Source organism: Herbaspirillum camelliae, assembly GCF_001929405.1.
Taxonomy (GTDB): Bacteria; Pseudomonadota; Gammaproteobacteria; order Burkholderiales; family Burkholderiaceae_D; genus Herbaspirillum; species Herbaspirillum seropedicae.
Window position 1 is genome coordinate 3,258,131 of record NZ_KV880769.1, and the last position, 23,675, is coordinate 3,281,805.

Annotated in this window: 23 protein-coding genes; 13 read left to right on the forward strand and 10 right to left on the reverse strand. The window is 63.1% G+C overall.

Annotation, left to right across the window (positions count from 1 at the left end):
- Positions 1-6: 6 nt before the first annotated feature.
- The 5 genes from nth to fdxA form a co-directional block, all read right to left on the reverse strand.
- Complete coding sequence (gene nth / locus BGK68_RS14410; RefSeq protein ID WP_075257676.1) at positions 7-657, reverse strand: endonuclease III; 651 nt, start codon at positions 655-657, stop codon at positions 7-9.
- Entirely contained in the window at positions 654-1,376 is a 723-nt protein-coding gene (gene rsxB, locus BGK68_RS14415) for an electron transport complex subunit RsxB (RefSeq protein ID WP_075257677.1), read from the reverse strand. Before rsxB ends, nth begins: the two co-directional genes overlap by 4 nt.
- Before the next feature lie 131 nt (positions 1,377-1,507).
- On the reverse strand, positions 1,508-2,743 hold the full coding sequence (locus BGK68_RS14420) for a polyhydroxyalkanoate depolymerase (RefSeq protein ID WP_075257678.1): 1,236 nt from the start codon (positions 2,741-2,743) through the stop codon (positions 1,508-1,510).
- 293 nt (positions 2,744-3,036) lie between these two features.
- Positions 3,037-4,110, reverse strand: a complete 1,074-nt coding sequence (locus tag BGK68_RS14425) for an NAD(P)/FAD-dependent oxidoreductase (protein WP_075257679.1) — start codon at positions 4,108-4,110, stop codon at positions 3,037-3,039.
- 290 nt (positions 4,111-4,400) lie between these two features.
- Complete coding sequence (gene fdxA, locus BGK68_RS14430; RefSeq protein WP_013233640.1) at positions 4,401-4,724, reverse strand: ferredoxin FdxA; 324 nt, start codon at positions 4,722-4,724, stop codon at positions 4,401-4,403.
- A 388-nt stretch (positions 4,725-5,112) separates the two neighbouring features.
- Between fdxA and BGK68_RS14440 the strand changes: the two genes are divergently transcribed.
- From BGK68_RS14440 to BGK68_RS14455, 4 genes are all read left to right on the forward strand, one after another.
- Complete coding sequence (locus BGK68_RS14440) at positions 5,113-6,360, forward strand: ABC transporter substrate-binding protein (RefSeq protein WP_407645691.1); 1,248 nt, start codon at positions 5,113-5,115, stop codon at positions 6,358-6,360.
- A gap of 157 nt (positions 6,361-6,517) precedes the next feature.
- Positions 6,518-7,693, forward strand: coding sequence for a nicotinate phosphoribosyltransferase (pncB, locus tag BGK68_RS14445; protein ID WP_075259837.1), 1,176 nt, complete (start codon positions 6,518-6,520; stop codon positions 7,691-7,693).
- A gap of 153 nt (positions 7,694-7,846) precedes the next feature.
- Positions 7,847-9,256, forward strand: a complete 1,410-nt coding sequence (locus tag BGK68_RS14450; RefSeq protein ID WP_407645729.1) for a sodium:proton antiporter — start codon at positions 7,847-7,849, stop codon at positions 9,254-9,256.
- Positions 9,257-9,338: 82 nt separating this feature from the next.
- Positions 9,339-10,319 (forward strand): 2-hydroxyacid dehydrogenase, encoded by a 981-nt coding sequence (locus BGK68_RS14455; protein ID WP_075257682.1) that lies wholly within the window; start codon positions 9,339-9,341, stop codon positions 10,317-10,319.
- Between the two features lie 136 nt (positions 10,320-10,455).
- On the opposite strand, the gene BGK68_RS14460 is transcribed toward BGK68_RS14455, so the two are convergent.
- Together BGK68_RS14460 and BGK68_RS14465 are read right to left on the reverse strand one after the other, a co-directional pair.
- On the reverse strand, positions 10,456-10,713 hold the full coding sequence (locus BGK68_RS14460; RefSeq protein WP_013233646.1) for an acyl-CoA-binding protein: 258 nt from the start codon (positions 10,711-10,713) through the stop codon (positions 10,456-10,458).
- 18 nt (positions 10,714-10,731) lie between these two features.
- A complete protein-coding gene (locus BGK68_RS14465; RefSeq protein ID WP_013233647.1) occupies positions 10,732-11,088 on the reverse strand; it encodes an FKBP-type peptidyl-prolyl cis-trans isomerase in 357 nt (118 codons plus the stop codon).
- A 309-nt stretch (positions 11,089-11,397) separates the two neighbouring features.
- On the opposite strand from BGK68_RS14465, the gene BGK68_RS14470 reads away from it, so the two are divergent.
- The 5 genes from BGK68_RS14470 (at position 11,398) to BGK68_RS14490 (ending at position 16,074) form a co-directional block, all read left to right on the forward strand.
- A complete protein-coding gene (locus BGK68_RS14470) occupies positions 11,398-12,381 on the forward strand; it encodes a YVTN family beta-propeller repeat protein (protein ID WP_075257683.1) in 984 nt (327 codons plus the stop codon).
- Between the two features lie 20 nt (positions 12,382-12,401).
- Entirely contained in the window at positions 12,402-13,223 is an 822-nt protein-coding gene (locus BGK68_RS14475) for a polysaccharide deacetylase family protein (RefSeq protein ID WP_075257684.1), read from the forward strand.
- A gap of 102 nt (positions 13,224-13,325) precedes the next feature.
- Positions 13,326-14,312 carry a sterol desaturase family protein gene (locus tag BGK68_RS14480; protein WP_075257685.1) on the forward strand — a complete coding sequence of 329 codons (987 nt, stop codon included), beginning with the start codon at positions 13,326-13,328 and terminating at the stop codon, positions 14,310-14,312.
- On the forward strand, positions 14,312-15,157 hold the full coding sequence (locus BGK68_RS14485) for an EI24 domain-containing protein (protein WP_075257686.1): 846 nt from the start codon (positions 14,312-14,314) through the stop codon (positions 15,155-15,157). The genes BGK68_RS14480 and BGK68_RS14485 overlap by 1 nt, the downstream gene beginning before the upstream one ends.
- Before the next feature lie 110 nt (positions 15,158-15,267).
- Positions 15,268-16,074 (forward strand): competence/damage-inducible protein A, encoded by an 807-nt coding sequence (locus BGK68_RS14490; protein WP_075257687.1) that lies wholly within the window; start codon positions 15,268-15,270, stop codon positions 16,072-16,074.
- A gap of 107 nt (positions 16,075-16,181) precedes the next feature.
- Here the strand turns inward: BGK68_RS14490 and BGK68_RS14495 are convergent, their stop codons facing one another.
- On the reverse strand, positions 16,182-16,745 hold the full coding sequence (locus BGK68_RS14495) for a phasin family protein (RefSeq protein WP_075257688.1): 564 nt from the start codon (positions 16,743-16,745) through the stop codon (positions 16,182-16,184).
- A gap of 438 nt (positions 16,746-17,183) precedes the next feature.
- Between BGK68_RS14495 and BGK68_RS14500 the strand changes: the two genes are divergently transcribed.
- Together BGK68_RS14500 and BGK68_RS14505 are read left to right on the forward strand one after the other, a co-directional pair.
- On the forward strand, positions 17,184-18,074 hold the full coding sequence (locus tag BGK68_RS14500; RefSeq protein WP_233149452.1) for a histone deacetylase family protein: 891 nt from the start codon (positions 17,184-17,186) through the stop codon (positions 18,072-18,074).
- Entirely contained in the window at positions 18,071-18,970 is a 900-nt protein-coding gene (locus BGK68_RS14505) for a DMT family transporter (protein ID WP_075257690.1), read from the forward strand. Before BGK68_RS14500 ends, BGK68_RS14505 begins: the two co-directional genes overlap by 4 nt.
- A gap of 29 nt (positions 18,971-18,999) precedes the next feature.
- Here the strand turns inward: BGK68_RS14505 and BGK68_RS14510 are convergent, their stop codons facing one another.
- Complete coding sequence (locus BGK68_RS14510) at positions 19,000-19,800, reverse strand: helix-turn-helix transcriptional regulator (RefSeq protein WP_075257691.1); 801 nt, start codon at positions 19,798-19,800, stop codon at positions 19,000-19,002.
- Between the two features lie 131 nt (positions 19,801-19,931).
- Here BGK68_RS14510 and BGK68_RS14515 point away from each other — a divergent pair, with 131 nt between their 5' ends.
- Together BGK68_RS14515 and pbpG are read left to right on the forward strand one after the other, a co-directional pair.
- Positions 19,932-20,693 carry a class I SAM-dependent methyltransferase gene (locus BGK68_RS14515; RefSeq protein WP_075257692.1) on the forward strand — a complete coding sequence of 254 codons (762 nt, stop codon included), beginning with the start codon at positions 19,932-19,934 and terminating at the stop codon, positions 20,691-20,693.
- 431 nt (positions 20,694-21,124) lie between these two features.
- Positions 21,125-22,225 (forward strand): D-alanyl-D-alanine endopeptidase, encoded by a 1,101-nt coding sequence (pbpG, locus tag BGK68_RS14520; protein WP_075257693.1) that lies wholly within the window; start codon positions 21,125-21,127, stop codon positions 22,223-22,225.
- A gap of 394 nt (positions 22,226-22,619) precedes the next feature.
- On the opposite strand, the gene BGK68_RS14525 is transcribed toward pbpG, so the two are convergent.
- Positions 22,620-23,405: an IclR family transcriptional regulator gene (locus tag BGK68_RS14525; RefSeq protein WP_075257694.1), complete on the reverse strand. Its 786-nt coding sequence runs from the start codon at positions 23,403-23,405 to the stop codon at positions 22,620-22,622.
- Positions 23,406-23,675: the final 270 nt, after the last annotated feature.

The following is a 23,675-nucleotide window of genomic DNA, read 5'->3' on the forward strand; positions in this document are numbered from 1 at the left end:
GGGGGCTCAGACGCCCTTGGTCGGCAGCGGGGTCTTCTGCTTGAATTCGCAGAGGTCGGCGATGATGCAGTTCCAGCATTGCGGCTTGCGCGCGATGCAGGTATAGCGGCCATGCAGGATCAGCCAGTGATGGGCATCCTGGCGGAATTCGGGCGCGACGAACTTGATGAGCTTGCGCTCGACCTCGTCCACATCCTTGCCCGGCGCCAGCCCCGTGCGGTTGGACACGCGGAAGATATGCGTATCGACCGCAATGGTGGGATGGCCGAAGGCGGTATTCAAGACCACATTGGCCGTCTTGCGCCCCACGCCCGGCAGCGCTTCGAGCGCCTCGCGCGACTCCGGCACTTCGCCGCCGTGTTCTTCGATCAGGATGCGGCAGGTCTCGATGACATTCTTGGCCTTGGTGCGGTACAGGCCAATGGTCTGGATGTAGGGCATGAGCTGGTCCACGCCCATGCGGTAGATCGCCTCGGGCGTGTTGGCCACCGGGTAGAGCTTGCGCGTGGCCTTGTTGACCGAGACATCGGTGGCCTGGGCCGAGAGCAGTACGGCAATGAGCAGCTCGAAGGGCGTGGCGTATTCCAGCTCGGTGGTGGGGGTGGGATTGGCCTGGCGCAGGCGCTCGAAGATCTCGCGGCGTTTGGTTGGATTCATGCTTGCTCGCTGTCGGTCGGATGGCTGACCTGTTCGGCCTGTAGTTTCTTCAGGCGCGCGCGTTCCATGGCGGCCTGGATGATGGCTTTCTTGCGGGCCAGTTCGGCCTGTTCCTCGGGCGTGCCGGCGGCGGCCGCTTCGACTTCCTTCAACTTGGCGGCGGCCTTGGCGGCCAGGCGGGCGTCGTTTTCTTCCTTGTCGCGACGCAGGCGCTGAATACGCCATGCATGGCGCGCGCGGGCGGCGTCAGCCTGCTCCTGGCCCCAGGCCTGCCAGCCGGTGCGGCCCGGCGTCACCTCGACCATGCTGATGCAATCGACCGGGCAGGGCGCCACGCACAGATCGCAGCCGGTACACAGCGCGTCGATCACGGTATGCATCTGCTTGGCCGCACCCACGATGGCATCGACCGGGCAGGCCTGGATGCATAGGGTGCAGCCGATGCAGACCGCTTCATCGATCACGGCCAGGCGGCGCGGCTGTTCGCTGCCATGCTCCGGGTTCAGCGGGATCACTGGCCGTCCCAGCAGCTGCGCCAGCCGCGCTACGCCCTCCTGGCCGCCGGGCGGACATTGGTTGTACGAGGCGCGGCCCTCGGCGATGGCCTCGGCATAGGGGCGGCAGGCCGGATAGCCGCACCTGGTGCATTGGGTTTGCGGCAGCAGGTCTTCGAGTCGGTCGGCCAGCGAGGCGGACGAGGTGATGGCGGATGGCGGCACGTCGGTCAGGCAGTTCAGCAGAATAAGGGCACTATTATCCGGCCAAACCGCCGCCAAGTCATGCCGGCTGCGCAAAGCAAAACGGCGCCGCCGTCGGAACGGGGCGCCGTCTGGCCGGGAACATCATGCGCTTAGGCGTTGGCGCGGATGAATTCGCCGATCTTGGGACAGACGATCTCGCGCCAGCGGCGGCCCGAGAAGATGCCGTAGTGGCCGGCCTTGGGCACGGTGAAGTGCTGCTTGCGCGCCTTGGGAATGCTGCTGCACAGCTCCTGCGCGGCCTGGGTCTGTCCGGAGCCGGAGATGTCATCGAGCTCGCCTTCGATGGTGAACAGGGCGACCGACTTGATGTCTTGCGGGCGAACCAGTTGGCCTTCGATTTCCCAGGCGCCGCGGGCCAGGTCGAAGTCCTGGAAGACCACCTTGATGGTTTCGAGATAGAACTCGGCCGGCATGTCCAGCACGGCATTGTATTCATCGTAGAACTTGCGGTGTTCTTCGGCCGAGGCGTCGTCGCCGTCGCGCAGGTGCATGTAGAAATCCCAGTGGCTCTGGGCATGGCGGCGCGGGTTCATGGCCACGAAGCCGGCGTGCTGCAGGAAGCCCGGATAGACCTTGCGGCCAAAGCCGGGGTAGTTGGCCGGCACGCTGTAGATCACCGTGTTCTCGAACCAGGAATAGGGCTTCTCGGTGGCCAGGTCATTGACCGCCGTGGGCGACTTGCGGGCGTCGATGGGGCCGCCCATCATGGTCATGCTCTTGGGCAGCATGGGGTCGTTGGCGCTGGCCATGAGCGAGATGGCCGCCAGCACCGGCACGGTGGGCTGGCAGACCGAGATCACGTGCACATCCGGACCCAGTGTGCGGATGAAGTCTTGCACGTAATAGACGTAGTCATGCAGATGGAACGATCCCTGCTCGACCGGCACCATGCGCGCATCGGTCCAGTCGGTGATGTAGACATCGTGTTCCTGCAGCAGGGCGCGCACGGTCTCGCGCAGCAGGGTGGAGTGGTGGCCCGACAGCGGCGCGACCACCAGCACGGTAGGCTGCTTGAGGGCCGTAGCCTGGCGCGCGCTGAGGTCCTTGCGGAAATGGATCAGGCGGCAGAAGGGCTTTTCTTCCACCACTTCCTCGACGATGCCAACGCTCTTGCCATCGACCGGCACGGCGTCGATGTTGAACTGCGGCTTTTCGTATTCCTTGGACAGGCGGTACAACAGCTCATAGCCGGCTGCGATACGCTGGGAGAAGGGGGTGTGGGCAAGCGGCGAAACCGGGTCCGAGAAAAGCTTGGCTGAGGTCTCCGCCCATTGCATCATCGGGTTCAGAAACGCGCGATTGAGTTCATGCAGTTGATAAAGCATAGCTGACCTTTATACAAGCACCGGCTGGCTTTCCCTCCCGGACGACACGCCGGGCCAGGTGCGCAGCAAGCATGTGCCACAAACGTTTGGCGATGATCGTTGGCTGACAGAATTGTTTTGTTTTCATTCTGTCAACACTATCCTTGTTGCGACGCAATAGGATAGCATGCTTTGCCTATGGCCCCGCTAGCTGGTCATACCACCATCGCGGCTGGCCATAAAAAAGCCCCTGCGCAGGACAGGGGCTCTTCTGTATGACGCGACCGCGCGGGTCGGCGGGTCGATCACCCAGCTCAGTCGAAGACCGGGCTTTCCACGCCCAGGATCTTGTGCAGCTTGGGCGAGGTGGTGGTGTACTGCATGTGGATCTTCTTTTCCGGGAAGATATACGGGGCAGCGCCGAAGGCAGCCAGGGCGGCCTCGTGGAAGCCCGACAGGATCAGCTTCTTCTTGCCCGGATAGGTGTTGATGTCGCCCACGGCGAAGATGCCGGGGACATTGGTCTCGAACTTCTCGGTATCCATCACCTTCAGTTGCTTGCGTTCGATTTCCAGGCCCCACTCGGCGATCGGGCCCAGCTTGGGCGACAGGCCGAAGAAGACCAGCAGCATGTCCAGCGGCAGGCGGCGGGTGACGCCGTCAGCGCCGGTGACCTTGACTTCGGCCAGCTTGCCGTCCTTGATCTCGGTGCCGGTGACCTGGCCGATGACCAGCTGCATCTCGTACTGTTCGCACAGTTCCTTCATTTTGGCCACCGAGGCGGGCGCTGCGCGGAATTCTTCACGACGATGCAGCAGGATCACCGATTCGGCCTTGCCCACGAAGTTCAGCGCCCAGTCCAGGGCGGAGTCGCCACCGCCGCAGATGACGATGTTCTTGCCTTCGAACAGGGCCGGGTCCTTGACGCGGTAGAACACCTGCGAGCCTTCGAACTGCTCGATGCCTTCGACCTTCAGGGTACGCGGCTGGAACGAGCCCACGCCGGCGGCGATGAAGATGGTCTTGGTGATGAACCTGGTGCCGGTGGAGGTTTCGACGTCGAAACGGCCGTCTTCGCGCTTGTTCACCAGGGTCACTTCCTGGCCCAGGTGGAAGGTGGGCGAGAAGGGTTCGATCTGCTTCAACAGGTTGTCGGTCAGTTCCTGACCGGTGCAGACCGGCACGGCCGGGATGTCATAGATGGGCTTGTCCGGGTACAGCTCCACGCACTGGCCGCCGACGACCGGCAGGGAATCGATCACGTGCGCCTTGATTTCCAAAAGGCCAAGTTCGAACACCTGGAACAGGCCGACCGGGCCGGCGCCGATGATGACGGCGTCGGCATCGATGACACCGTTTGCTGCCGCAGTCTGGACATTGTTTTCCATGATTTTCTTGATATTCCTGTTTCAGTAGATCAGATCAGTAGAGCGGCTTTTCACACTTGCGCGCAGCGCGAGGGGCTAACGGCGGGGCCGTATGGCGGTGGGATAGGCCAGTGATGATGCAGCGAGCCAGCGCCTGACAGGGGGCGCAGCCCATGTGGCCGGCAGGGTCTTTGCTGCCGGTCAAATACAAACGGCTGCGCATCTGGCTTGGGCGATGGTGCTGCCAGGCTGGATGCGCAACCGCAATTCTGGCCGGGTTCAGGCCCGGCCGGTTTGATCGACCGCAGCGATCAGCGCTGCAGGTATTGCAGCTTGTCGGTCTTGTCCTTCCATTCCTCGGCTTCTGGCAGCGGCGCCTTGGTCTTGGTGATGGAGGGCCAACTGCGGGACAGTTCGGCGTTCAGGGCGATGTACTGCTGCTGGTCGGCCGGCACGTCTTCTTCCGCGTAGATCGCGTTGACCGGGCATTCGGCCACGCACACGGCGCAGTCGATGCATTCGTCGGGGTCAATCGCGAGGAAATTGGGGCCTTCGCGGAAGCAATCCACCGGGCAAACATCCACGCAATCCGTATAGCGGCAACGGACGCAGGAATCGGTGACAACGTGGGTCATAACTGTCCTATCTGTAAAATTTCTTCAAACCGATGGCTAACTGCGCCGCAATTGATGGCAATATGGCACGGTTAAAATCTTGTTGCGGCTGGTCAACCCACCCTCGACGTTCAGTCGACGAGCCGAGCGCCTGCATTTTGGGGCAGTCCTCCGCCTTGTGGGCGCCGTCGGAATGCCGCTGTGCAACCCGCCGCAAAGCCTTGTATTTTAAGGTAATTCGATTTTTCCCACAAATGAGGCTTATACAGATTACGTATAAGTAAATAAACAAGCTCGCGATCAGGTCAGCCGCCGCCAGGGGCATCCGGAGGGCCGGCGATCCCGCCGGCACGCCGCTTCGTGCAAGCGACGGTCTGGTCAGAGCGACAAGATGATAAGGATGTCCGGCGTGAACGCTGCCCATCGCAAGCAATCCCTTCGTTCCCCTCTTTTCCGCTGGCCGCTCCTGCTGGGCCTGGCCGCCGCGCTGGCGCTGCCCTGGGGCCCGAGCCATGCCGCCGAGGCCATCCGCATCGGCGAGATCAACAGCCGTCACCGGCTCTCCACCGCCGGGCAAGCCTACCGCAATGGCCTGGCGCTGGCCCTGGAACAGATCAATGCAGCCGGCGGCGTCGGTGGTCGGCCCTTGCAACTGGTCGTGCGCGAGGACGACGGCGATGCCGACCAGGCCGCCCGCAATGCCCGCGCACTGATCAGCCAGGACCATGTGGAAGTGCTGACCGGCTCCATGCTCTCCGACGTGGCCCTGGCCGTCTCGCGCGAGGCGGCCCGCGGCCGTACCGTGCTGGTGGTGGGCGATGCGCTGTCCGACGCCATCACCCTCGACAAGGGCAACCGCTACACCTTCCGCGTGCGCCCCTCGACCTATATGCAGGCCGCCATGCTGGCCGAGCAGGCCGCCCGCATGCCGGGGCGGCGCTGGGCGGTGGTGGCGCCCAACTATGAATATGGTCAGAGCGCCGTGGCCAGCTTCAAGCTGTTGTTGAAGCAGGCGCGTCCGGATGTGGAATTCGTCAGCGACCAGTGGCCGGCCCTGGGCAAGATCAAGGCGGACGACGTCGCCCGGGCGATCCGCCAGTCGCGTCCGGATGGCATCTTCAACGCCACCTTCGGCGAAGACCTGCAGAAGTTCGTCCAGGCCGGCAATCGCCAGCAATTGTTCGAGGGCGTGCGGGTGGTCTCGATGGCCTCGGCCGGCGCGCAAAGCCTGGACCCGAGCCAGAGCGAAGCCATCCGTGACTGGCTGGCCATCGGCTATCCCTGGGACCAGGTCAGCCTGCCCGAGCACCAGCGCTTCCTCGAGGCTTACCTGAAGCGCTTCAGCGAACGCCCGCAATTGTCGGCCGTGTTCGGCTATACCACCATGATGGCCATTGCCGCTGGTCTGAAGAAGAGCGACGGCGGCGATGGCGAGGTACTGGTGGAGGCCATGCGCGGCCTGCAGTTCGTCTCGCCGCTGGGGCCGGTCAGTTTCCGCGCGCTGGACCAGCAGGCCTCGCTGGGCGCCTTTGTCGGCCTGGTCTCGCAGAAGGATGGACGCAGCAGCATGCGCGACTGGCGCTATCTGGATGGCGCGGCCTACCTGCCGCCGCCGGCCTATGTGCGCAGCCGCCGTCCGGCCTCGGCCTCGAAATGACCCGGCCAGGCCGCAAAGCCCCCGCAGCAACCGGGGCTTTGGACTGACCGATCTCGGTTAAGATAGCGGGCGCGACGCCCGGCGGTGTCGTCCCGGCATCGCGCGGTGCAGGTGGACTATCAACATGGCAGCATGCGGCCAGCCGCATCCGGATTTCATGATCATCACTTCCTTACTCGACACCGACCTGTACAAGTTCACGATGATGCAGGTGGTGTTACACCATTTCCCTGGCGCGCAAGTCGAATACCGCTTCAAATGCCGCAACGAGAACGTCGACCTGCGGCCCTACGTCGATGAGATCCGCGCCGAGATCGCCGCCCTGTGCCGGTTGCGGTTCAAGGAAGACGAACTGAACTACCTGCGCAGCCTGCGTTTCATCAAGAGCGATTTCGTCGACTTCCTCGACCTGTTCCATCTCAACGAAAAGTACATCACGGTCCAGCCCGACCCGTCCGGCAATGGCGAGATCGAGATCAGCGTCAAGGGACCGTGGCTGCACACCATCATGTTCGAAGTGCCGGTGCTGGCCATCGTCAATGAAGTGTATTTCCGCGCCACCCAGCGTTCACCGGATCTGCAAGAGGGCAGGGCGCGGCTGCGCAAGAAGATGTCGGTCATCACCGACGATCCTGAGCTGGCCGGCTGCAAGATCGCCGACTACGGCACCCGCCGCCGCTTCTCGCGCAGCTGGCATGCCGAAGTCATCGACGAGATGAAGCAGCACATGGGCGATCACTTCGCCGGCACCTCCAACGTGATGTACGCCATGCAGCACGACCTGACCCCGCTGGGCACCATGGCGCATGAATACCTGCAGGCCTGCCAGGCGCTGGGGCCGCGCCTGCGCGACTCGCAGACCTTTGCCTTCGAGATGTGGGCGCGCGAGTACCGGGGCGACCTGGGCATCACGCTCTCGGACGTCTATGGGATGGACGCTTTCCTGCGCGACTACGACATGTATTTCTGCAAGCTCTTCGATGGCGCACGCCACGATTCGGGCGACCCGTTCGAATGGGGCGAGCGTCTCATCCAGCATTACCGCGACAATCGCGTCGATCCCTCCAGCAAGGTGCTGGTGTTCTCCGACAGCCTGGACTTCGACAAGGTGCGCGCCTTGTACCTGCGCTTCAAGGACCGCGCCAAGGTGGCCTTCGGCGTGGGCACCAACCTCACCAATGACCTCGGCTACACGCCGCTGCAGGTGGTCATGAAGATGGTCCGCTGCAATGGCCAGCCAGTGGCCAAGCTGTCGGACACGCCGTCCAAGAACATGTGTGATGACCCGGCCTATGTGAATTATCTGCGCCAGGTGTTCCAGATCAAGGCTTGACCGGATTTGAACGATACCTGAAAGTTTTTCCACTCGGCCGTTTTTGCGTCCGGGCGGCATGTCGGCTGCTATAGTGTGATTCCTCGTGATGGCCTGCGCCGGCAGGTGGTCGCGGGGAGTTTCTTCATCTGCATTTCCTCAGGACGACATTTGCTGACCCGAATCACTGCCCCCTCCCTGTTTGCCCTCTGCGCCTTGCTCCTGCCGTTGCCGGGGTGGAGCGCCGAACTCGACGGCGCAGGCCTCTCGCTGGCCTGGGCCATCCCCTTTGCCGGTGTGCTCTTGTCCATCGCCGTGCTGCCACTGGTGATGCCGGCCCTCTGGCATCATCATTTCGGCAAGATCGCCGCCGCCTGGGCGCTGGCCTTCCTGCTGCCGTTCGCGGCCCTGCATGGCGCGCATGCGGCGCTGGCCATCAGCGTGCATGCGCTGGTGGCGGAATACCTGCCCTTCATCATCCTGCTGACCGCGCTCTTCACCGTGGCCGGCGGCATCTGCGTGCGCGGCAACCTGCATGGCACGCCCGCCCTCAATACCGGCTTGCTGGCGCTGGGTACGCTCTTGGCCAGCATCATGGGCACCACCGGCGCGGCCATGCTGCTGATCCGCCCACTGATCCGCGCCAATGACGACCGCAAGCATACGGTGCATGTGGTGGTGTTCTTCATCTTCCTGGTCGCCAATGCGGGCGGTTCGCTCACGCCGCTGGGCGATCCGCCGCTGTTCCTGGGCTTCCTCAAGGGCGTCGATTTCTTCTGGACCGCGCGTCACCTGCTGGGGCCGATGGCCTTCCTGTGCGGTGCGCTGCTGCTCATCTTCTATGGGCTGGACCGCCACTTCTACCTCAACCGCGAAGAGCGCCGTCCCCTCGATCCCACACCGGACTCGCCATTGCAACTGGAAGGGCGCGTCAATTTACTGCTGCTGGGCGCCGTGGTCGGGCTGGTGCTCATGAGCGGGTTGTGGAAGCCGGGTGTGGCTACCGAGCTGATGGGCGCGCCGCTGGAGTGGCAGAACCTGCTGCGTGACGGCGCTTTGGTGGGGGTGATCCTGATCTCGCTGTGGCTGACGCCGAAATCGGCGCGCTCCGGCAATGAATTCGGATGGGGCCCGATGCTGGAAGTGGGCAAGCTCTTCGCTGCCATCTTCCTGACCATTGCTCCGGTGATTGCCATGCTGCGCGCAGGCGAGCAGGGCGCTTTTGCTGCCGTGGTGCGCGCCGTGACCGGCCCCGATGGCAAGCCCGACGATGTGATGTATTTCTGGATGACGGGTTTGCTGTCCTCCTTCCTGGACAATGCGCCCACCTATCTGGTGTTCTTCAATACCGCCTCCGGCGATGCGCGTGAGCTGATGGGGCCGCTGGCCTCGACCCTGGCGGCCATCTCTGCCGGCGCCGTCTTCATGGGGGCCAACAGCTATATCGGCAATGCCCCCAACATGATGGTCAAGGCCATCGCCGAGGAGCGCGGCATCCGCATGCCCAGCTTCTTCGGCTACATGGCCTGGTCGGCGGGGATCCTGGCGCCGCTGTTCATTGTCATGAGTTTCCTGTTCTTCTGACTGATCCAGATTGATTCAGATTGATTCCGAGTGATGTTGTGCCGCACCTTTCCGACAACGAAACCTAGATAACGAGACCCGCATGAAACCCAAGATCTTCGTCGCCCGCGCCGTCTTCCCCGAAGTCCTGGCGCGCCTGGAGCAGCATTTCGAGGTCGAATCCAACCAGGACGACCGCATCTACAGCGCCGCTGAACTGCAGGCCAAGGCGCAAGGCAAGGATGGCCTCTTCACCACCCCCAGCGAGCCGGTGACGGCGGCGCTGTTTGCCGCCAACCCGCAGTTGAAGGCGGTCTGCAACATGGCCGTGGGTTACAACAACATCGACGTGGCCGCCGCCACCCAGGCCGGCGTGATGGCGACCAATACCCCCGACGTGCTCAACGAAACCACCGCCGACTTCGGCTGGGCGCTGATGATGGCTGCCGCGCGTCGCATCACCGAGTCGGAACACTTCCTGCGCGCCGGCCAGTGGAAGAAGTGGAGCTATGACAGCTTCGTCGGCTCCGACATCCATGGCGCCACGCTGGGCGTCATCGGCATGGGCCGCATCGGCCAGGCCATTGCCCGCCGCTCGCTGGGTTTCGATATGCAGGTGCTCTACCACAACCGCTCGCGCCTGGCGCCGGAGCTGGAAGCGCGCGCCAACCACGCCCGCTACGTCAGCAAGGAAGAGCTGCTGCGCCAGGCTGACCACGTGATCCTGGTGCTGCCTTACTCGAAAGACACCCACCACACCATCGCCGCAGCTGAACTGGCGCTGATGAAGCCGACCGCCACCCTCACCAACATCGCCCGCGGCGGCATCGTCGATGATGCGGCGTTGATTGCCGCGCTGCGCGAAGGCCGCATCGCTGCCGCCGGAGTGGATGTGTTCGAGAATGAGCCGGCCTTCAAGCCGGAATTCCTTGATCTCAGCAATGTCGTGCTCACGCCCCACATCGCCAGCGCTTCCACGCCGACTCGCCTGGCCATGGCCAACTGTGCAGCCGATAACCTGATTGCGGCCCTGTCAGGGCAGCGTCCGCCGAACCTGCTCAATCCGGACGTCGTCAAGGGCTGATTCGTCCGCCTCGCTGGCAAAGAAAACGAAAACGCGAAAACGCGAAAACGGGCGCACCCGCGTGGCAGGTGCGCCCGTTTCTTGTTTCTCTATGCTCGTCTCGAAGGCGGCAGGATGGCTGCCTACGCCGAGTGCATCAACCCTTCAGTTCATTGAAGATGTCGATGTATTCCTGTTGCGCTTCGGCTTGCGGCTTGCCCTTCAAGGCAGCCCAGGCGTCATACTTGGCGCGGGCCACGAAGTCGGTCATGCCGGGACGTTCGCCTTGCACGTCGCCGTTGCTGCCTTGCTTGTAGAGACCGTACATCTTCAGCAGGGTCATGTTGTCGGGACGCTCGGGCAGGCTCTTGGATTCGGCCACGGCCGCTTCGAATTGTTCTTGCAGGGTGCTCATGTCTCTCCTCCCCAGGGCTCAGACGGCCAGCAGTTCGACTTCGAAGATCAGCGTGGCGTTGGGCGGGATCACGCCGCCGGCGCCGCGTGCGCCATAGCCGAGGCTGGCCGGGATGATCAGCTTGCGGGTGCCGCCAACCTTCATGCCCTGCACACCTTCGTCCCAGCCCTTGATCACGTGGCCTGCGCCCAGCGGGAAGGCGAACGGGTCATTGCGGTCCTTGCTGGAGTCGAACTTGCTGCCGGCGCTGCCGTCATCGTTCTGCAGCCAGCCGGTGTAATGCACCGTGACATGGCTGCCGGCCTTGGCTTCGTCGCCTGCGCCAATGTTGATTTCTTCATATTGCAGCCCGGAAGCTGTCGTGATCGTGGACATCATGTTCCTTTCGGTGAGGGGATTGCGTGGGTGCGGCCGGTGCTGCCCTGGTGTGTGCTGACCATGCCTGACAGCGCAGGATGTTGCTCCCGGGCATTGTCCGCAAACGCAGGCGTGACGGGGACTGAGCCGGGCTGTCAGGCCTGCGGTGGCGGCTTGCGACCGGAACGGCTGGCAGTGTAAACCAAAAAACTAGAAATTTTTCATATTGCGTCAGTGGGCTGTCAGCGGGAAGTACACGGGCCGCGTTAACCGCCGAGGACGTGCCTCGTGCACGATGAGATCAGGCATTTTTGTGTAAAGTTCGTCATGTTGCGTAGAATCCGCCAATATTTTTCCCTCACCCTTCGCGCAGCATGCGTCTCGGCCGTCCTGGCCGTCTCGGCACACGCCAACGTGGTCGTGGTCCTCAATTCGGGCGATGCCTCGGTCTCCTTGCTGGACGAGACCGGCGAAAAGGAACTCTCGACCTTCTCGGTGGGCAAGGAACCGCACCACCTGATGGCCACTCCCGACAACAAATCGCTGATCGTGGCCAGCGCCACCGGCAACCAGCTGCTGTTCCTGGACCCCAAGACCGGCGCGGTGCAACGCAAGATCCGCGACATCATCGATCCCTACCAGATCGGCTTCACCCCTGACCAGAAGTGGTTCGTCGCCACCGGCCTGCGCCTGGACCGCGTCGATGTCTACAGCTATGACGGCCAGGACCTGAAGCTGTCCAAGCGCATCCCGCTGCCCAAGACGCCCAGCCATATCGCCTTCGACAACGCCAGCACCACCGCCTTCATCACCCAGCAGGGCAGCGACCAGATCAGCGCCATCGACCTGGCCACCCAGCAGGTCAAGTGGACTATGCCGGTGGGCAAGCTGCCGGCCGGGATCATCATGACCCCGGACAACAAGTACCTGATGGTCGGCATCATGGGGTCGGACTATGTCGAGGTGATCGACTGGCGCACCCAGAAGGTCGTCAAGAAGATCAAGACTGGCATTGGCGCGCACAATTTCCGTGGACAAGGCGACAAGCGCTTCGTCTATGTCTCCAACCGGGTCGCCAACACCATCAGCGTCGTTGACATGACCACGCTGGAAAACGTCGGCACCATCAAGGTGCCGGGTGGTCCGGACTGCATGGAAGTGACTTCCGACGGCAAGACCATGTGGGCCACGCTGCGCTGGGTCAAGAAGGTAGCGGTGATCGACCTGGCCAGCCGTTCGGTGACCAAGGTGATCCCGGTGGGCCGCTCGCCGCACGGCATCTATCTCCATAACCGCGCGCCCGATCTCTGATCCCTCTTCATGAAGTAGCGATGACGCAGCCTCTCCCAAGAAAGTCCCTGCGCAGCCTGTGCCTGTTCGCCCTGCTGGCGGCAGGCCAGGTCCTTGCGCAACCGGCCGCGCCGCAAGAGTCGGCCTGCAAGGGCAGGATCTATCTGACTTTCGATACCGGCAGCCAGTCCCAGGCCGAACTGATCGAGCAGACCCTGCAGCGCCACCACATCAAGGCCACCTTCTTCCTCGCCAACGAAAAGACCATCCACGGCGACTACTCCCTCGATCCGGGCTGGGCGCCGCTGTGGAAGCGGCTGGCTGCCGAAGGGCATGCCTTTGGCACCCATACCTTCGACCATGTCTACGTGATCCGCGACCTGCCCGCGGGCAAGATCGAAGTGCGTCCGCAGTTCGGCGCGCAGGCCGGCAAGAAGCTGCAATGGACACCGGCCCAGTATTGCGAAGAGATGAAGCGGGTCGACCAGCGCTTCCAGGAGCTGACCGGGCGCAAGCTCGATCCGCTGTGGCGCGCGCCGGGCGGACGCCTGACACCCAATCTGCTCAAGGCCGGCCAGGCCTGCGGCTATGCCCATGTGGCCTGGGCGCCGGCGGGATTCTCGGGCGACGAACTGCCCAGCGACAAATTCCCCAACGAGATGCTGCTGAAAAAGGCGCTCGATGGCCTCAAGGATGGCGATATCTTCCTGGCCCATATGGGCATCTGGTCGCGCCAGGACCCGTGGGCGCCGGCCGTGCTGGAACCTTTGATCACCGGGCTGGAGCACAAGGGCTTCTGCTTTGCCACCCTGCGTGATCATCCGGCCTACCGTCACCTGTTCACCGCCGGCAAGGAACGCTGAGGAGCGCCCCTGGTCCAAGCGGCGCAGGCCGCCAGGGGGGCGCCAGCGTATCATTGCAGCACCGTACCACTGCACCACCGCACCATCGTCTCTGAGCTATCCATGATCCAGACCATTTCCGATCTTTTTGCCGCCGTCCAGGGCTGGCTATTCCAGACTCTCGTGCAACCGCTGGTGTTCTTCATCGGCATGGGGGAATTCGTCGAAGAAGCCTTCACCGGCACCGAATTCGTCCTGGTGGGCCTGTGCGAGCTGGTGATCCTCTTTCTCATCCTGCGTCCGCTGGAGTCGGCCATCCCGGTGCATCCCATCACCGATCCACGCGCGCGCTGGAACGATTTCATCTACACCGTGCTGCAGCGGCTGGGCGTGATCCCCATCCTCGCCTTCCTGCTGCTCGACCCTGCGTTGTCCTACCTGTCCGAGGCGCTGCACCTGGAGGGCTGGGGCAGCTTCAACCTCGACCAGATCTGGCCGGGCGTGACCGATCAGGCGCTGGTGAGCTTCTTGCTCTACATGGTGGTGCTGGACCTGTGTGAATACGTCTATCACTGGGCGCAGCACAATGTGCGCTGGATGTGGGCGCTGCACAGCCTGCACCATAGCCAGCAGAACATGAACCTGTGGAGCGATGACCGCAACCACATGCTGGACAACCTGTTCCATGACATCATCTTCGGCCTGATCGCCGTCTTCATCGGCGTGGAACCCTCGCAGTACATCCTGCTGGTGTCGCTCTCGCGCATGCTGCAGAGTCTGCAGCATGCCAACGTGCGTATCCACTTCGGCCGCATCGGCGAATACCTGCTGGTGTCGCCGCGCTTCCATCGCACCCACCACGCCGTCGGCCTGGGCCATGAAAGCCGGGGCCGCAACTCGCTGGGCGGGCACAATTTTGCCGTGCTGTTCCCGATCTGGGACGTGCTCTTCCGTACCGCCCACTTCAGCCAGGGCTTTGCCATGACCGGCGTGCGCGACCAGCTGCCGCCGCCGGCCGGCAAGGGGCGTGACTACGGGCGCGGCTTCTGGATGCAGCAATGGCTGGGTCTCAAGCGCATCGTTGAATTTAGCCGCAGGAAGGCGCGCTGATGCGTCTGTTCATCGCCTCCTTCGGGCGCGCCCTGCTGGCGCAACTGCACATCCGCATGCTGTGGCTGACGGTGCTGCCCTTCGTGGTGTCGCTGGCCTTGTGGGCGCTGTGCCTGTGGCTGGGACTGCAACCTGTGATCGACTGGCTGCAGGACTATTTCGTCTCGCACGGCATGTTCGGCGAGATCGGCGGCATGCTGGCCTGGTTCGGCATGGGCGCGCTCAAGACGGTGCTGGTGCCGCTCTTGGCCATGTGGACCCTGCTGCCGCTGATGATCATCACGGCCCTGGTCTTCGTGGGCCTGTTCACCATTCCCGCCATTGCCCGCCACATCGGTGCGCGCCACTACCCCATGCTGGACAAGCGGCATGGTGGCAGCGTCGCCGGCAGCCTGTGGACGTCGCTGTGGTGCTTTGCGGTCTTCACGGTGCTGTGGATTTCCACCATCTGGGTATTCCTGATCCCGCCGCTGGCCCTGGTCATCCATTCCCTGCTGTGGGGCTGGCTGACCTATCGCGTCATGGCCTACGACACCCTGGCCGACTACGCCAGCGCCGAGGAGCGGCGCGCCGTGCTGCATCTGCATCGCTGGCCGCTGCTGGCGGTGGGCACCGTCGCTGGTGCGCTGGGCGCTGCGCCCACGCTGCTGTGGCTGGGCGGGGTGTTGTCGGTGATCCTGCTGCCGGCGCTGGCGGCCTTGGCGATCTGGCTGTATGTGGTGGTGTTCGTCTTCACCGGCCTGTGGTTCCAGTTCTATTGCCTGGAAGCCCTGCTGCGCCATCGTCGCGGCCAGGCGCCGGACGGGCCGCCGCAAGGCGAGCTCACCGACGTGACGCCACGTTGACGCCAGTTTGATCTGACTGCAGCGGCGCCGGCTGGGTGGTCCGATCCGCACCCCGCCTGAATCGGGCATAATCGTCGGCGTGTTTCATCAACTTTCGGGCAGACAGACTCATGGCATTCGGACTCATCATCATCGGCGACGAGATCCTCTCGGGCCGCCGTGTCGACAAGCATTTCCCCAAGGTATTGGAGCTGCTCTCGCAGCGCGGCCTGCAGTTGTCCTGGGCAGAATACGTGGGCGACGACCGCGAGCGCATCACCGCCACCCTCAAGCGCACGCTTGCCAGCAATGATGTCGTGTTCTGCACCGGCGGCATCGGCGCCACGCCCGACGACCATACCCGCCAGTGCGCCGCCGCTGCGCTGGGCGTGTCGCTGGCGCTGCACCCCGAGGCCAAGGAAAAGATCCAGGAGCGTATCGCCGACATGGCCCGTGAGGCGGGATCCACGCCCGATTTCGACGCCCCCGAGAATCAGCACCGCCTGAAGATGGGCGAGTTTCCCCAGGGTGCTTCCATCATCCCCAATCCCTACAACAAGATTCCCGGCTTCTGGCTGAAGAACCCGGGCGGGCAGGGGGCGCACTATTTTGCACCGGGCTTCCCGGTGATGGCCTGGCCGATGTTCGAATGGGTTCTCGATACCCACTATGCCGACCAGTTCCACCGCCAGGCCTGGGCCGAGCGCTCCATGCTGGTGTTCGAAGCCATGGAGTCGACCCTGACGCCGCTGATGGAAGCGATCGAAGCGCAGTTCCCGCTGGTGAAGGTCTTCAGCCTGCCGCATGTGGGCGATGAAAAGACCCGCCGCCACATCGACCTCGGCGTCAAGGGGGACCCGGCCCAGGTCGAGCCCGCCTTCGAGAAGATGCAGGAAGGCCTGCGCAGCCTGCGCGCCGAGTACCAGATCAGCGCCTGAGACGGCCCGGCCGCGCGGGTGCAAGACAAAAAAATGCCCCGGTCCAGCCGGGGCATTCCATTCTTGTCACCGCCCTGCACAGGCAAGGGCGGCGGCGCAGCGCCGAATTACTTGCGGGTGCTGCGGGTGGCTTTGGCGCCAGCCTGGGACATCTGTTCCACGGCGTTGGTGACATTGGCTTCGAGAACTTCAGCGGCTTGCTTGGCGTTCTTGGTGAACTGCTCGTAGCCGGCGCTCATGTTGCCGATGGCCGACTTGAGCACGGACACAGCCTGCTCGGAACCGGCCGGTGCATTCTTGGCGACTTCGTCGATCATCGCCACGACCTTGCGGTTCACTTCGGCGATCTGGGCTTCGGCAGCCTTGGTCAGCTCAGCCTGGGTGCTGGAGAAGATGCCGCTGAGGTGACGGCCATAGGCGACCGACTTTTCCAGCGTCGGCTGGGCGTGGGCGCTGGTGAGCGCAAAGAATTCCTGCGGGTCCTTGGCCGCGAACAGCTTCTGGGCGGCGGCCTGGCTTTCTTCCAGAGTGGAGCGGGCTGCCTTCAGGTTCAGGTCCACCAGTTTTTCCACACCTTCAAAGGTCTTGCTGGCCAGCTGGCTGAACAGGGCGATTTGCGCTTCTGCGTTGGCTTTGGCTGCGGCGGAAAATTGCTCGGTGTAGGTCGTCATGTTGAAACATCCTTCTCTTTAGTTGGTTGATGAACAAGGCAGCGTGACGGTGAAAACTTACGGACCGATCTCGACGAACAGGTGGATTCCGATGTCATTTCTTCTTGAAATATGATGCATTGCACAAGCGAATTCTAGTTTAATCGTGCATAAAGTCAAAGCTTTCATCGCATGGGAATGGCGAAAAGCGATGCAAAGTTGATCCACGTCTAATCAAGGACTTAGGTGATTTTTTGAGAGGCATTCCAAGAAAGATGAACTCTGCCTCAAGGAACTGGAATCAGGTTATCAATCCCGTGCGCGCAATCGTTTGCGCGCCGCATCAAGGCAGTTTTGTTGCAGTGCGGCAAGCCCTGCCGAGAAAAACGAGAGTGTTGTGTGAAAGCCTACTACAGCGATCATTTTGTATTACCCCTGCCATCCGGCCACCGTTTCCCCATGGTCAAGTACCGCATGATCCGCGAAGGGGCGGCGCGCGCCTTGCCGGACCTGGAATTCCATGAAGCCATGCCGGCCTCGGACGGTGAGCTCGCCCTGGCGCATCATCCGGACTACATCGCCCGCGCCAGCCGGGGCGAGCTGACGGCTGCCGAGCAGCGCGAGATCGGTTTTCCCTGGTCGCCCGAAATGGTGGAGCGCTCGCGCCGCTCCTCGGGGGCGACCATCGCCGCCTGCCGCGCCGCCTTCAGCGAGGGCGTCGCCGTCAACCTGGCCGGCGGCACGCATCACGCCTACGGCGACCACGGCGCGGGGTTTTGCGTCTTCAATGACGCGGCCATCGCCGCGCGCCTGATGCAGGCCGAACGCCGCGCCGCCCGCGTGGCCATCGTCGATCTGGATGTCCACCAGGGCAATGGCACGGCAGCGATCCTGGCGCGTGATGAGTCGGTGTTCACCCTGTCGCTGCATGGACAGAACAACTATCCCTTCGAGAAGGAGCAGAGCGACCTGGACGTGGCGCTGCCCGATGGCGTGGGCGATGACGACTACCTGGGCGCCTTGCAGCAGGCGCTGGCGACGCTGCAGCAGCGTTTTGCCCCGCAGTTGCTGATCTACCTTGCAGGGGCTGACCCTCATGAGGGCGATAGGCTCGGCAAGATGAAACTGACCCTGGCGGGACTGGCCGCGCGCGACCAGGCCGTGTTTTCCTATGCCCGCGAGCACGAAATCCCGGTTGCGGTTACGATGGCGGGCGGTTACGGACGGGAGATCGAACAGACCGTGGCCGTACACCTACAAACGATAAGACTGGCCAGCCTCCACGCCGCGCGCTGGAGCAGCCGACAAGCTGAGCCGGGCCCAGCCCCGATGATGGAAAACAAGAAATGATGCCTTCCCCCGCCGGCGCAAGCCGGCCCCGCCAGCTCCTGATGAGCCTGGTGCCGTTGCTGTTCGTGCTGATCTGGAGTACCGGCTTCATCGTCGCCAAATTCGGCCTGCCTTATGCGCCGCCGCTGACTTTCCTGCTCTTGCGTTTCACTGGCGTACTGCTGGTGCTGCTGCCGCTGGTGCTATTGTTCCGCGCACCCTGGCCGCATGGCCGCATCCGTCATGTGGCCGTGGCTGGCGTGTTGCTGCAGGCCGGTTACCTGGCCGGCGTGTGGTGCGCCATCAAGATTGGCATGCCGGCCGGCTTGTCGGCCCTGATCGTCGGGCTGCAACCCATCCTGACCGCCTTCGCCGCGCCCTTGCTGGGCGAGTCCGTGCGGGGACGGCAGTGGCTGGGACTGGCGCTGGGGCTGTGCGGGGTGGGGCTGGTGGTGGCCAACAAGATCTCGCTCATTGGCCTGTCCACGGCCAGCATCGCCCTGTGCGTGTTTGCCTTGCTGTGCATCACGGCGGGCACCTTGTACCAGAAACGCTATTGCGCGCACTTCGACCTGCGCACAGGCACCGCGATCCAGTTCATGGCTTCCATCGTGGTCGTGCTGCCCTTGGCGGTGGTCGTGGAAGGACTCGACTGGCGCCTGAGCAATGTGTCCTGGACCCCGCAGTTCATCGGCGCGCTGTTGTGGTCGGTGCTGGCCTTGTCCATCGGGGCGATCTTCCTGCTCTTTGCGCTGATCCGGCGCAGTGCCGCCACCAGCGTCACCAGCCTGCTCTACCTGACCCCGCCCACCACCGCCGTGATGGCCTGGCTGATGTTCGGGGAAGCGTTCAGCCTCATCGGCGCGCTGGGCATGCTGGTGGGGGTGATCGGCGTGGCCTTCGTCGTGCGCAAATAGTTGTGCGCAAATAAGCGTACGCAAATAATTCAGTCCGCCGCCGGCATCAGGGTCACCAGTTTCAGATCGGGCCGATTGGCCACGCGGAAGTTGACCTGCAGATACCGCAGCTCCGTTCCCTGGGGCGTGCGGAAGCGACGCTCGCCGCCCTCGCGCGCCACCACATCCTGCAAGCGCCAGGCGCGCTGGAACAGGGCGTTGCAGGCCGACAGCTCATCGACCAGCCTCAGCACCGCCGGATCGTCCAGCAGGGCCGCGCAATCAGCGCGGAATTCCGCCACCAGCCGGTGCGCCCGCTGCTCCCAGTCCACCGTAAGACTACGGGCCTGTTCGCTGGCAAACATGAAGCGCAGCAGGTTGGGGCGCGTGCTCCTGTCCTCGAGCCAGCCGCCGAAGAGCTTGCGTGCCGCCGGGTTCCAGGCCACGGTGTTCCAGGTCCGGTCCAGCAGATAGGCGGGCGCGCGGAACTGGCTGACGACGTCCAGGATTTCGGGCGCGATGCTGCTTTCTTCATGCTGGTCCGGGGCGGCCGGATCTTTCTTTCCCGCCAGTTCAAACAGGTAGGTGCGCTTGGCGCGCGGCAGCCGCAAGGCATCGGCAATACGCGCCAGTGCCTGCGGCGAGACCGACTCGGTGCGCCCCTGTTCGATCCAGGTGTACCAGGTCACGCTGATGCCGCACAACTGCGCCACTTCTTCGCGCCGCAGACCGGGCGTGCGGCGGCGGCCGGCCAGCGCCATGGCCGGCAGGCCTGCATCGGCGGGGGCCATCTGCTGGCGTTGGGTCTTGATGAATTCGCCAAGGGCGCGGCGGGCGAGATCGGGTTCCATCGGTGGGGCAGGGTAGTGGTCGGAGTAATAGTATAACTACCCAACTTGTAACAGCATAGAGAAGCGCTAGACTGGCCGCTCATCCACTGCATCACCCCTTCACCCCGTCACCACGTATCAGGAGCCCCGCCATGCGCAGCCATCAGCAAGTCGTCACCGAACAGTTCGGCAGCACCGCCGCCGCCTATCTCAGCAGCACCGTCCATGCGCAGGGCGCCGATCTGCAGGAACTGGCCGCCATCGCCGCCGCCATTCCCGCCGCACGCGTACTTGACCTGGGATGTGGCGGCGGCCATGCCAGCTTCGCGGTCGCGCCGGTGGTGGAGAAGGTGATCGCCTATGACCTCTCGCCGGCCATGCTGGAGGTGGTTGCCACCGCAGCGGCCGAACGCGGCCTGGCCAACCTGGCGGTGCGCCAGGGCAGCGCCGACCGGCTCGACTTCCCCGACGCCAGCTTCGACCTGGTCTGCACCCGCTTCTCCGCGCATCACTGGCGCAACCTGCCGCAGGCGCTGGCCGAGGTATTCCGGGTGCTCAAGATGGGCGGGCGCTTCATCGTCATCGACACCGCCGCCCCCGCCGACGTGCTGGCCGATACCTATGTGCAGTCCATCGAGTTGTTGCGCGACACGTCGCACGTGCGCAACATCAGCCTGCGTTCCTGGCGCAAGCTGCTGGCCCGGGCGGGCTTTGGCGTCTCCAGTGACAAGAGCTGGAAGCTGCGCCTGGAGTTCGACAGCTGGGTGGCCCGCATGCGCACCCCGCAGGAGAACATCGTGGCCATCAAGGCCCTGTGGCAGGCGGCTCCGGAAGAAGTGCGGCAGTATTTCGCGCTGGACGCGGCAGGGTCGTTCTCTATCGATGTGGCCATGCTGGACGCCTGCAAGCTCTGAGCCGGCGCTCGCCCGCCCATTGGGGGCGGGCTTTTTCCTTTTGCTGGCACACTCTGAGGCCATCCGGCGTCAACGGTCCAGCCGGCCTCCTCGTTATCCCTTCATTCAATCCACCGTAAAAGCGCACATCTGCGCCCTATATTGCCTTCTGTTAAGGCCTTGTACGGGCCGGGCATTACGGTAGACTGTTTCACGTCGAAGTTGGTTTTGGTGAATTCTCTCGAGAAAAATCTAAAAATATCGAGAAAAAACTTAAAGCATACGTAGGAAAATCCGAGGTGAGCGGGGGACGCAAGCACCTCTCTGGAATGTAGAAAGCCGATTAAGTGATTGCGCTAACTACTTAATTCTCTTGCGAAAATTCTGCTTTTTGCTACACTGCCAACGTTTCTTTTGTGGACTATCAGGGTAAATTGGGGGGAGATCCACCTATGTTCAAATCAGCGCTGGCCGTATTGACATCGCTACTTTTCATCCACGCTGGTTTGGCGCCCGCCGCCGCGCAGACTGTCAACAACACCGCCAAGAAGCCGGTCAAGAAGGCTGTCGCCAAGCGTGCCGCCCAGCCGGTCAGCCGCACCGTCGCCAAGGGATCGCTGAACAACCGCGAAAAGCTGGTGCGCAAGGTGACTGTGGTCAGGGGCAAGCGTCAGGTCAGCTACCAACGCGTCTCGGCTGCTCCTTCGGTGCCAGTGGTGCCACCGGTGATGACGGCTGGCGACATGGCCGGCCTGAACCTGACCCCCGACCCATTGGCCCTGCGTTCCAACGTGGCGCTGGTGATCGACCAGGCCAATTCGCAAGTCCTGTTTGAAAAGAATTCCGGCGTGGCCCTGCCGATCGCCTCGGTGACCAAGCTCATGACCGCGCTGGTAGTGGTAGAAGCGCGCCAGAACATGGAAGAAGTGCTCACCGTCACCGATGACGACGTGGACCGCGAAAAGCACAGCAGCTCGCGCCTGCGCGTGGGTGCGACCCTGAGCCGCGACGACATGCTGCACATCGCCCTGATGAGTTCGGAAAACCGCGCCGCCTCCGCGCTGGGTCGCAACTACCCGGGCGGCCTGCCGGCCTTCGTGGCGGCCATGAACGCCAAGGCGCGCTCGCTGGGCATGACCGATACCCGCTATGTCGATTCGACCGGCCTGTCCAGCCAGAACGTGGCCAGCGCCCGTGACTTGGCCAAGCTGGTGGTGGCGGCCTACAACTACCCCGTCATCCGCCAGTACTCTACCGATCCCAAGTACATGGTCGAGCCCAGCGGCCACGCCCTGCAGTACAACAGCTCCAACCGCCTGACCTCCAACAAGGAATGGGATATCGGCCTGCAGAAGACCGGTTTCATCAACGAGGCGGGGCATTGCCTGGTGATGTATACCCGTATCGAGGGCCGTCCCATCGTCATGGTCTTCCTCGATTCCAAGGGCCGCCTCTCGCACGTGGGTGACGCCGCCCGCATGCGCAAGTGGCTGGTGGATGACCAGCCCAGCAACCTGACCCGCATGAAGATGGTGCGCGCCGACGAGGGTTGATGGAGGCGGATGGCCTTGCCTGCAGAGGCTTGAATGAAAAATGCCGTTCAGTGATGAACGGCATTTTTGTTTGCGCTTCAGAAAACCGTTCGACCTGAGTAGGGCCGCAAGGCCCGTATCGCGGGTGCACTGACCGATGTGCGACGACCGCCGCGCCTTCGATACGCCGCTGCGCGGCTACTCAGGACGAACGGGATGGGGATGATTGGGTGGGGCAGTGGCGGGCGGATGCGTCGTAGAGAAACTGCTTGTATTTCAGAAAACCGTTCGACCTGAGTAGGGCCGCGAGGCCCGTATCGAAGGCGCGCTGACCGATGCACGACGACCGCCGTGCCTTCGATACGCCGCTGCGCGGCTACTCAGGACGAACGGAATGCGCGGGGTGAAGCGTTTTTCAATTTCGGTCCTGACGATACCCCAGCGCCGAGGAAATCTGGCTGGCCGTGCTGACCAGGTCTTCCACCCATTCATCCTGCAGCCGGTCGGCCGGGGCCGAGATCGACAGACCCGCGACCAGCTTGCCGCTGTCGTCGCAGATGCCGGCGGCCATGCAGCGCACACCCAGCTCCAGTTCTTCGTTGTCGCGTGCGTAGCCCAGCGCGCGCACCATCGACAGTTCGCGTTCCAGCTTGGTGAGATCAGTGATGGAATTCTTGTTGTGGCCCGCCAGCCCCGTACGGGTGGCGTAGGCGCGCACGTTCTTGGGGTCGTCCACCGAGAGGAAGAGCTTGCCGGTGGAAGTCAGGTGCAGGGGCGCCCGGCCACCGATGGCGCGCACCACCTGCATGCCAGAACGTTCAGAAAAGGAACGGTCAATATAAACGATTTCATCCGCCTGCCGCACCGACAGGTTGATGGTCTGGTGGGTCTTGCGGTGCAGGGCGCGCATGAAGTCCAGCGCCGCTTCCCGCACCGACAGCCGGCTCTTGACGATGTTGCCCAGCTCCAGCAGGCGCATGCCCAGGCGGTAGGTGCCGGGCTCGACGCGGTCGACGAAACGCTTGACCACCAGGTCATTGAGGATACGGTGGGCGGTGGAAGGATGCAGGTCGGTGGCGGCGGACAATTCCTTCAGGCTGACCGGATCAGGGTAGGCCGCCAGGGCGTCGAGCAGGGACACCATGCGCTCGATGACCTGGATGGAGATGTGTTGTTCTGTCTCGCCTGCTTCTTTTTTCATGACGCCGCCTGGTGCGTTGCAATATCGGGTTTATACCACAATGTGAAAAGAACAAAAAGTCCGTTCGTGCTTTTCCTGGTCTGCAGGAAGGCCAGAAGGCCGGCCCGCATCGCTCCAACCAAGCCTTTGGTTATAAAGACTGTCTGCTTTATTCTGAGGCCATGTGCTTGCATATCCGTTTTTCGCATATCGAGAGACGAAACTATTCGTTCTTTTTGCAGGGCAGGCTCATTAACCTGTGTGCTCCAAAACAACAGAACATTCGGGAAC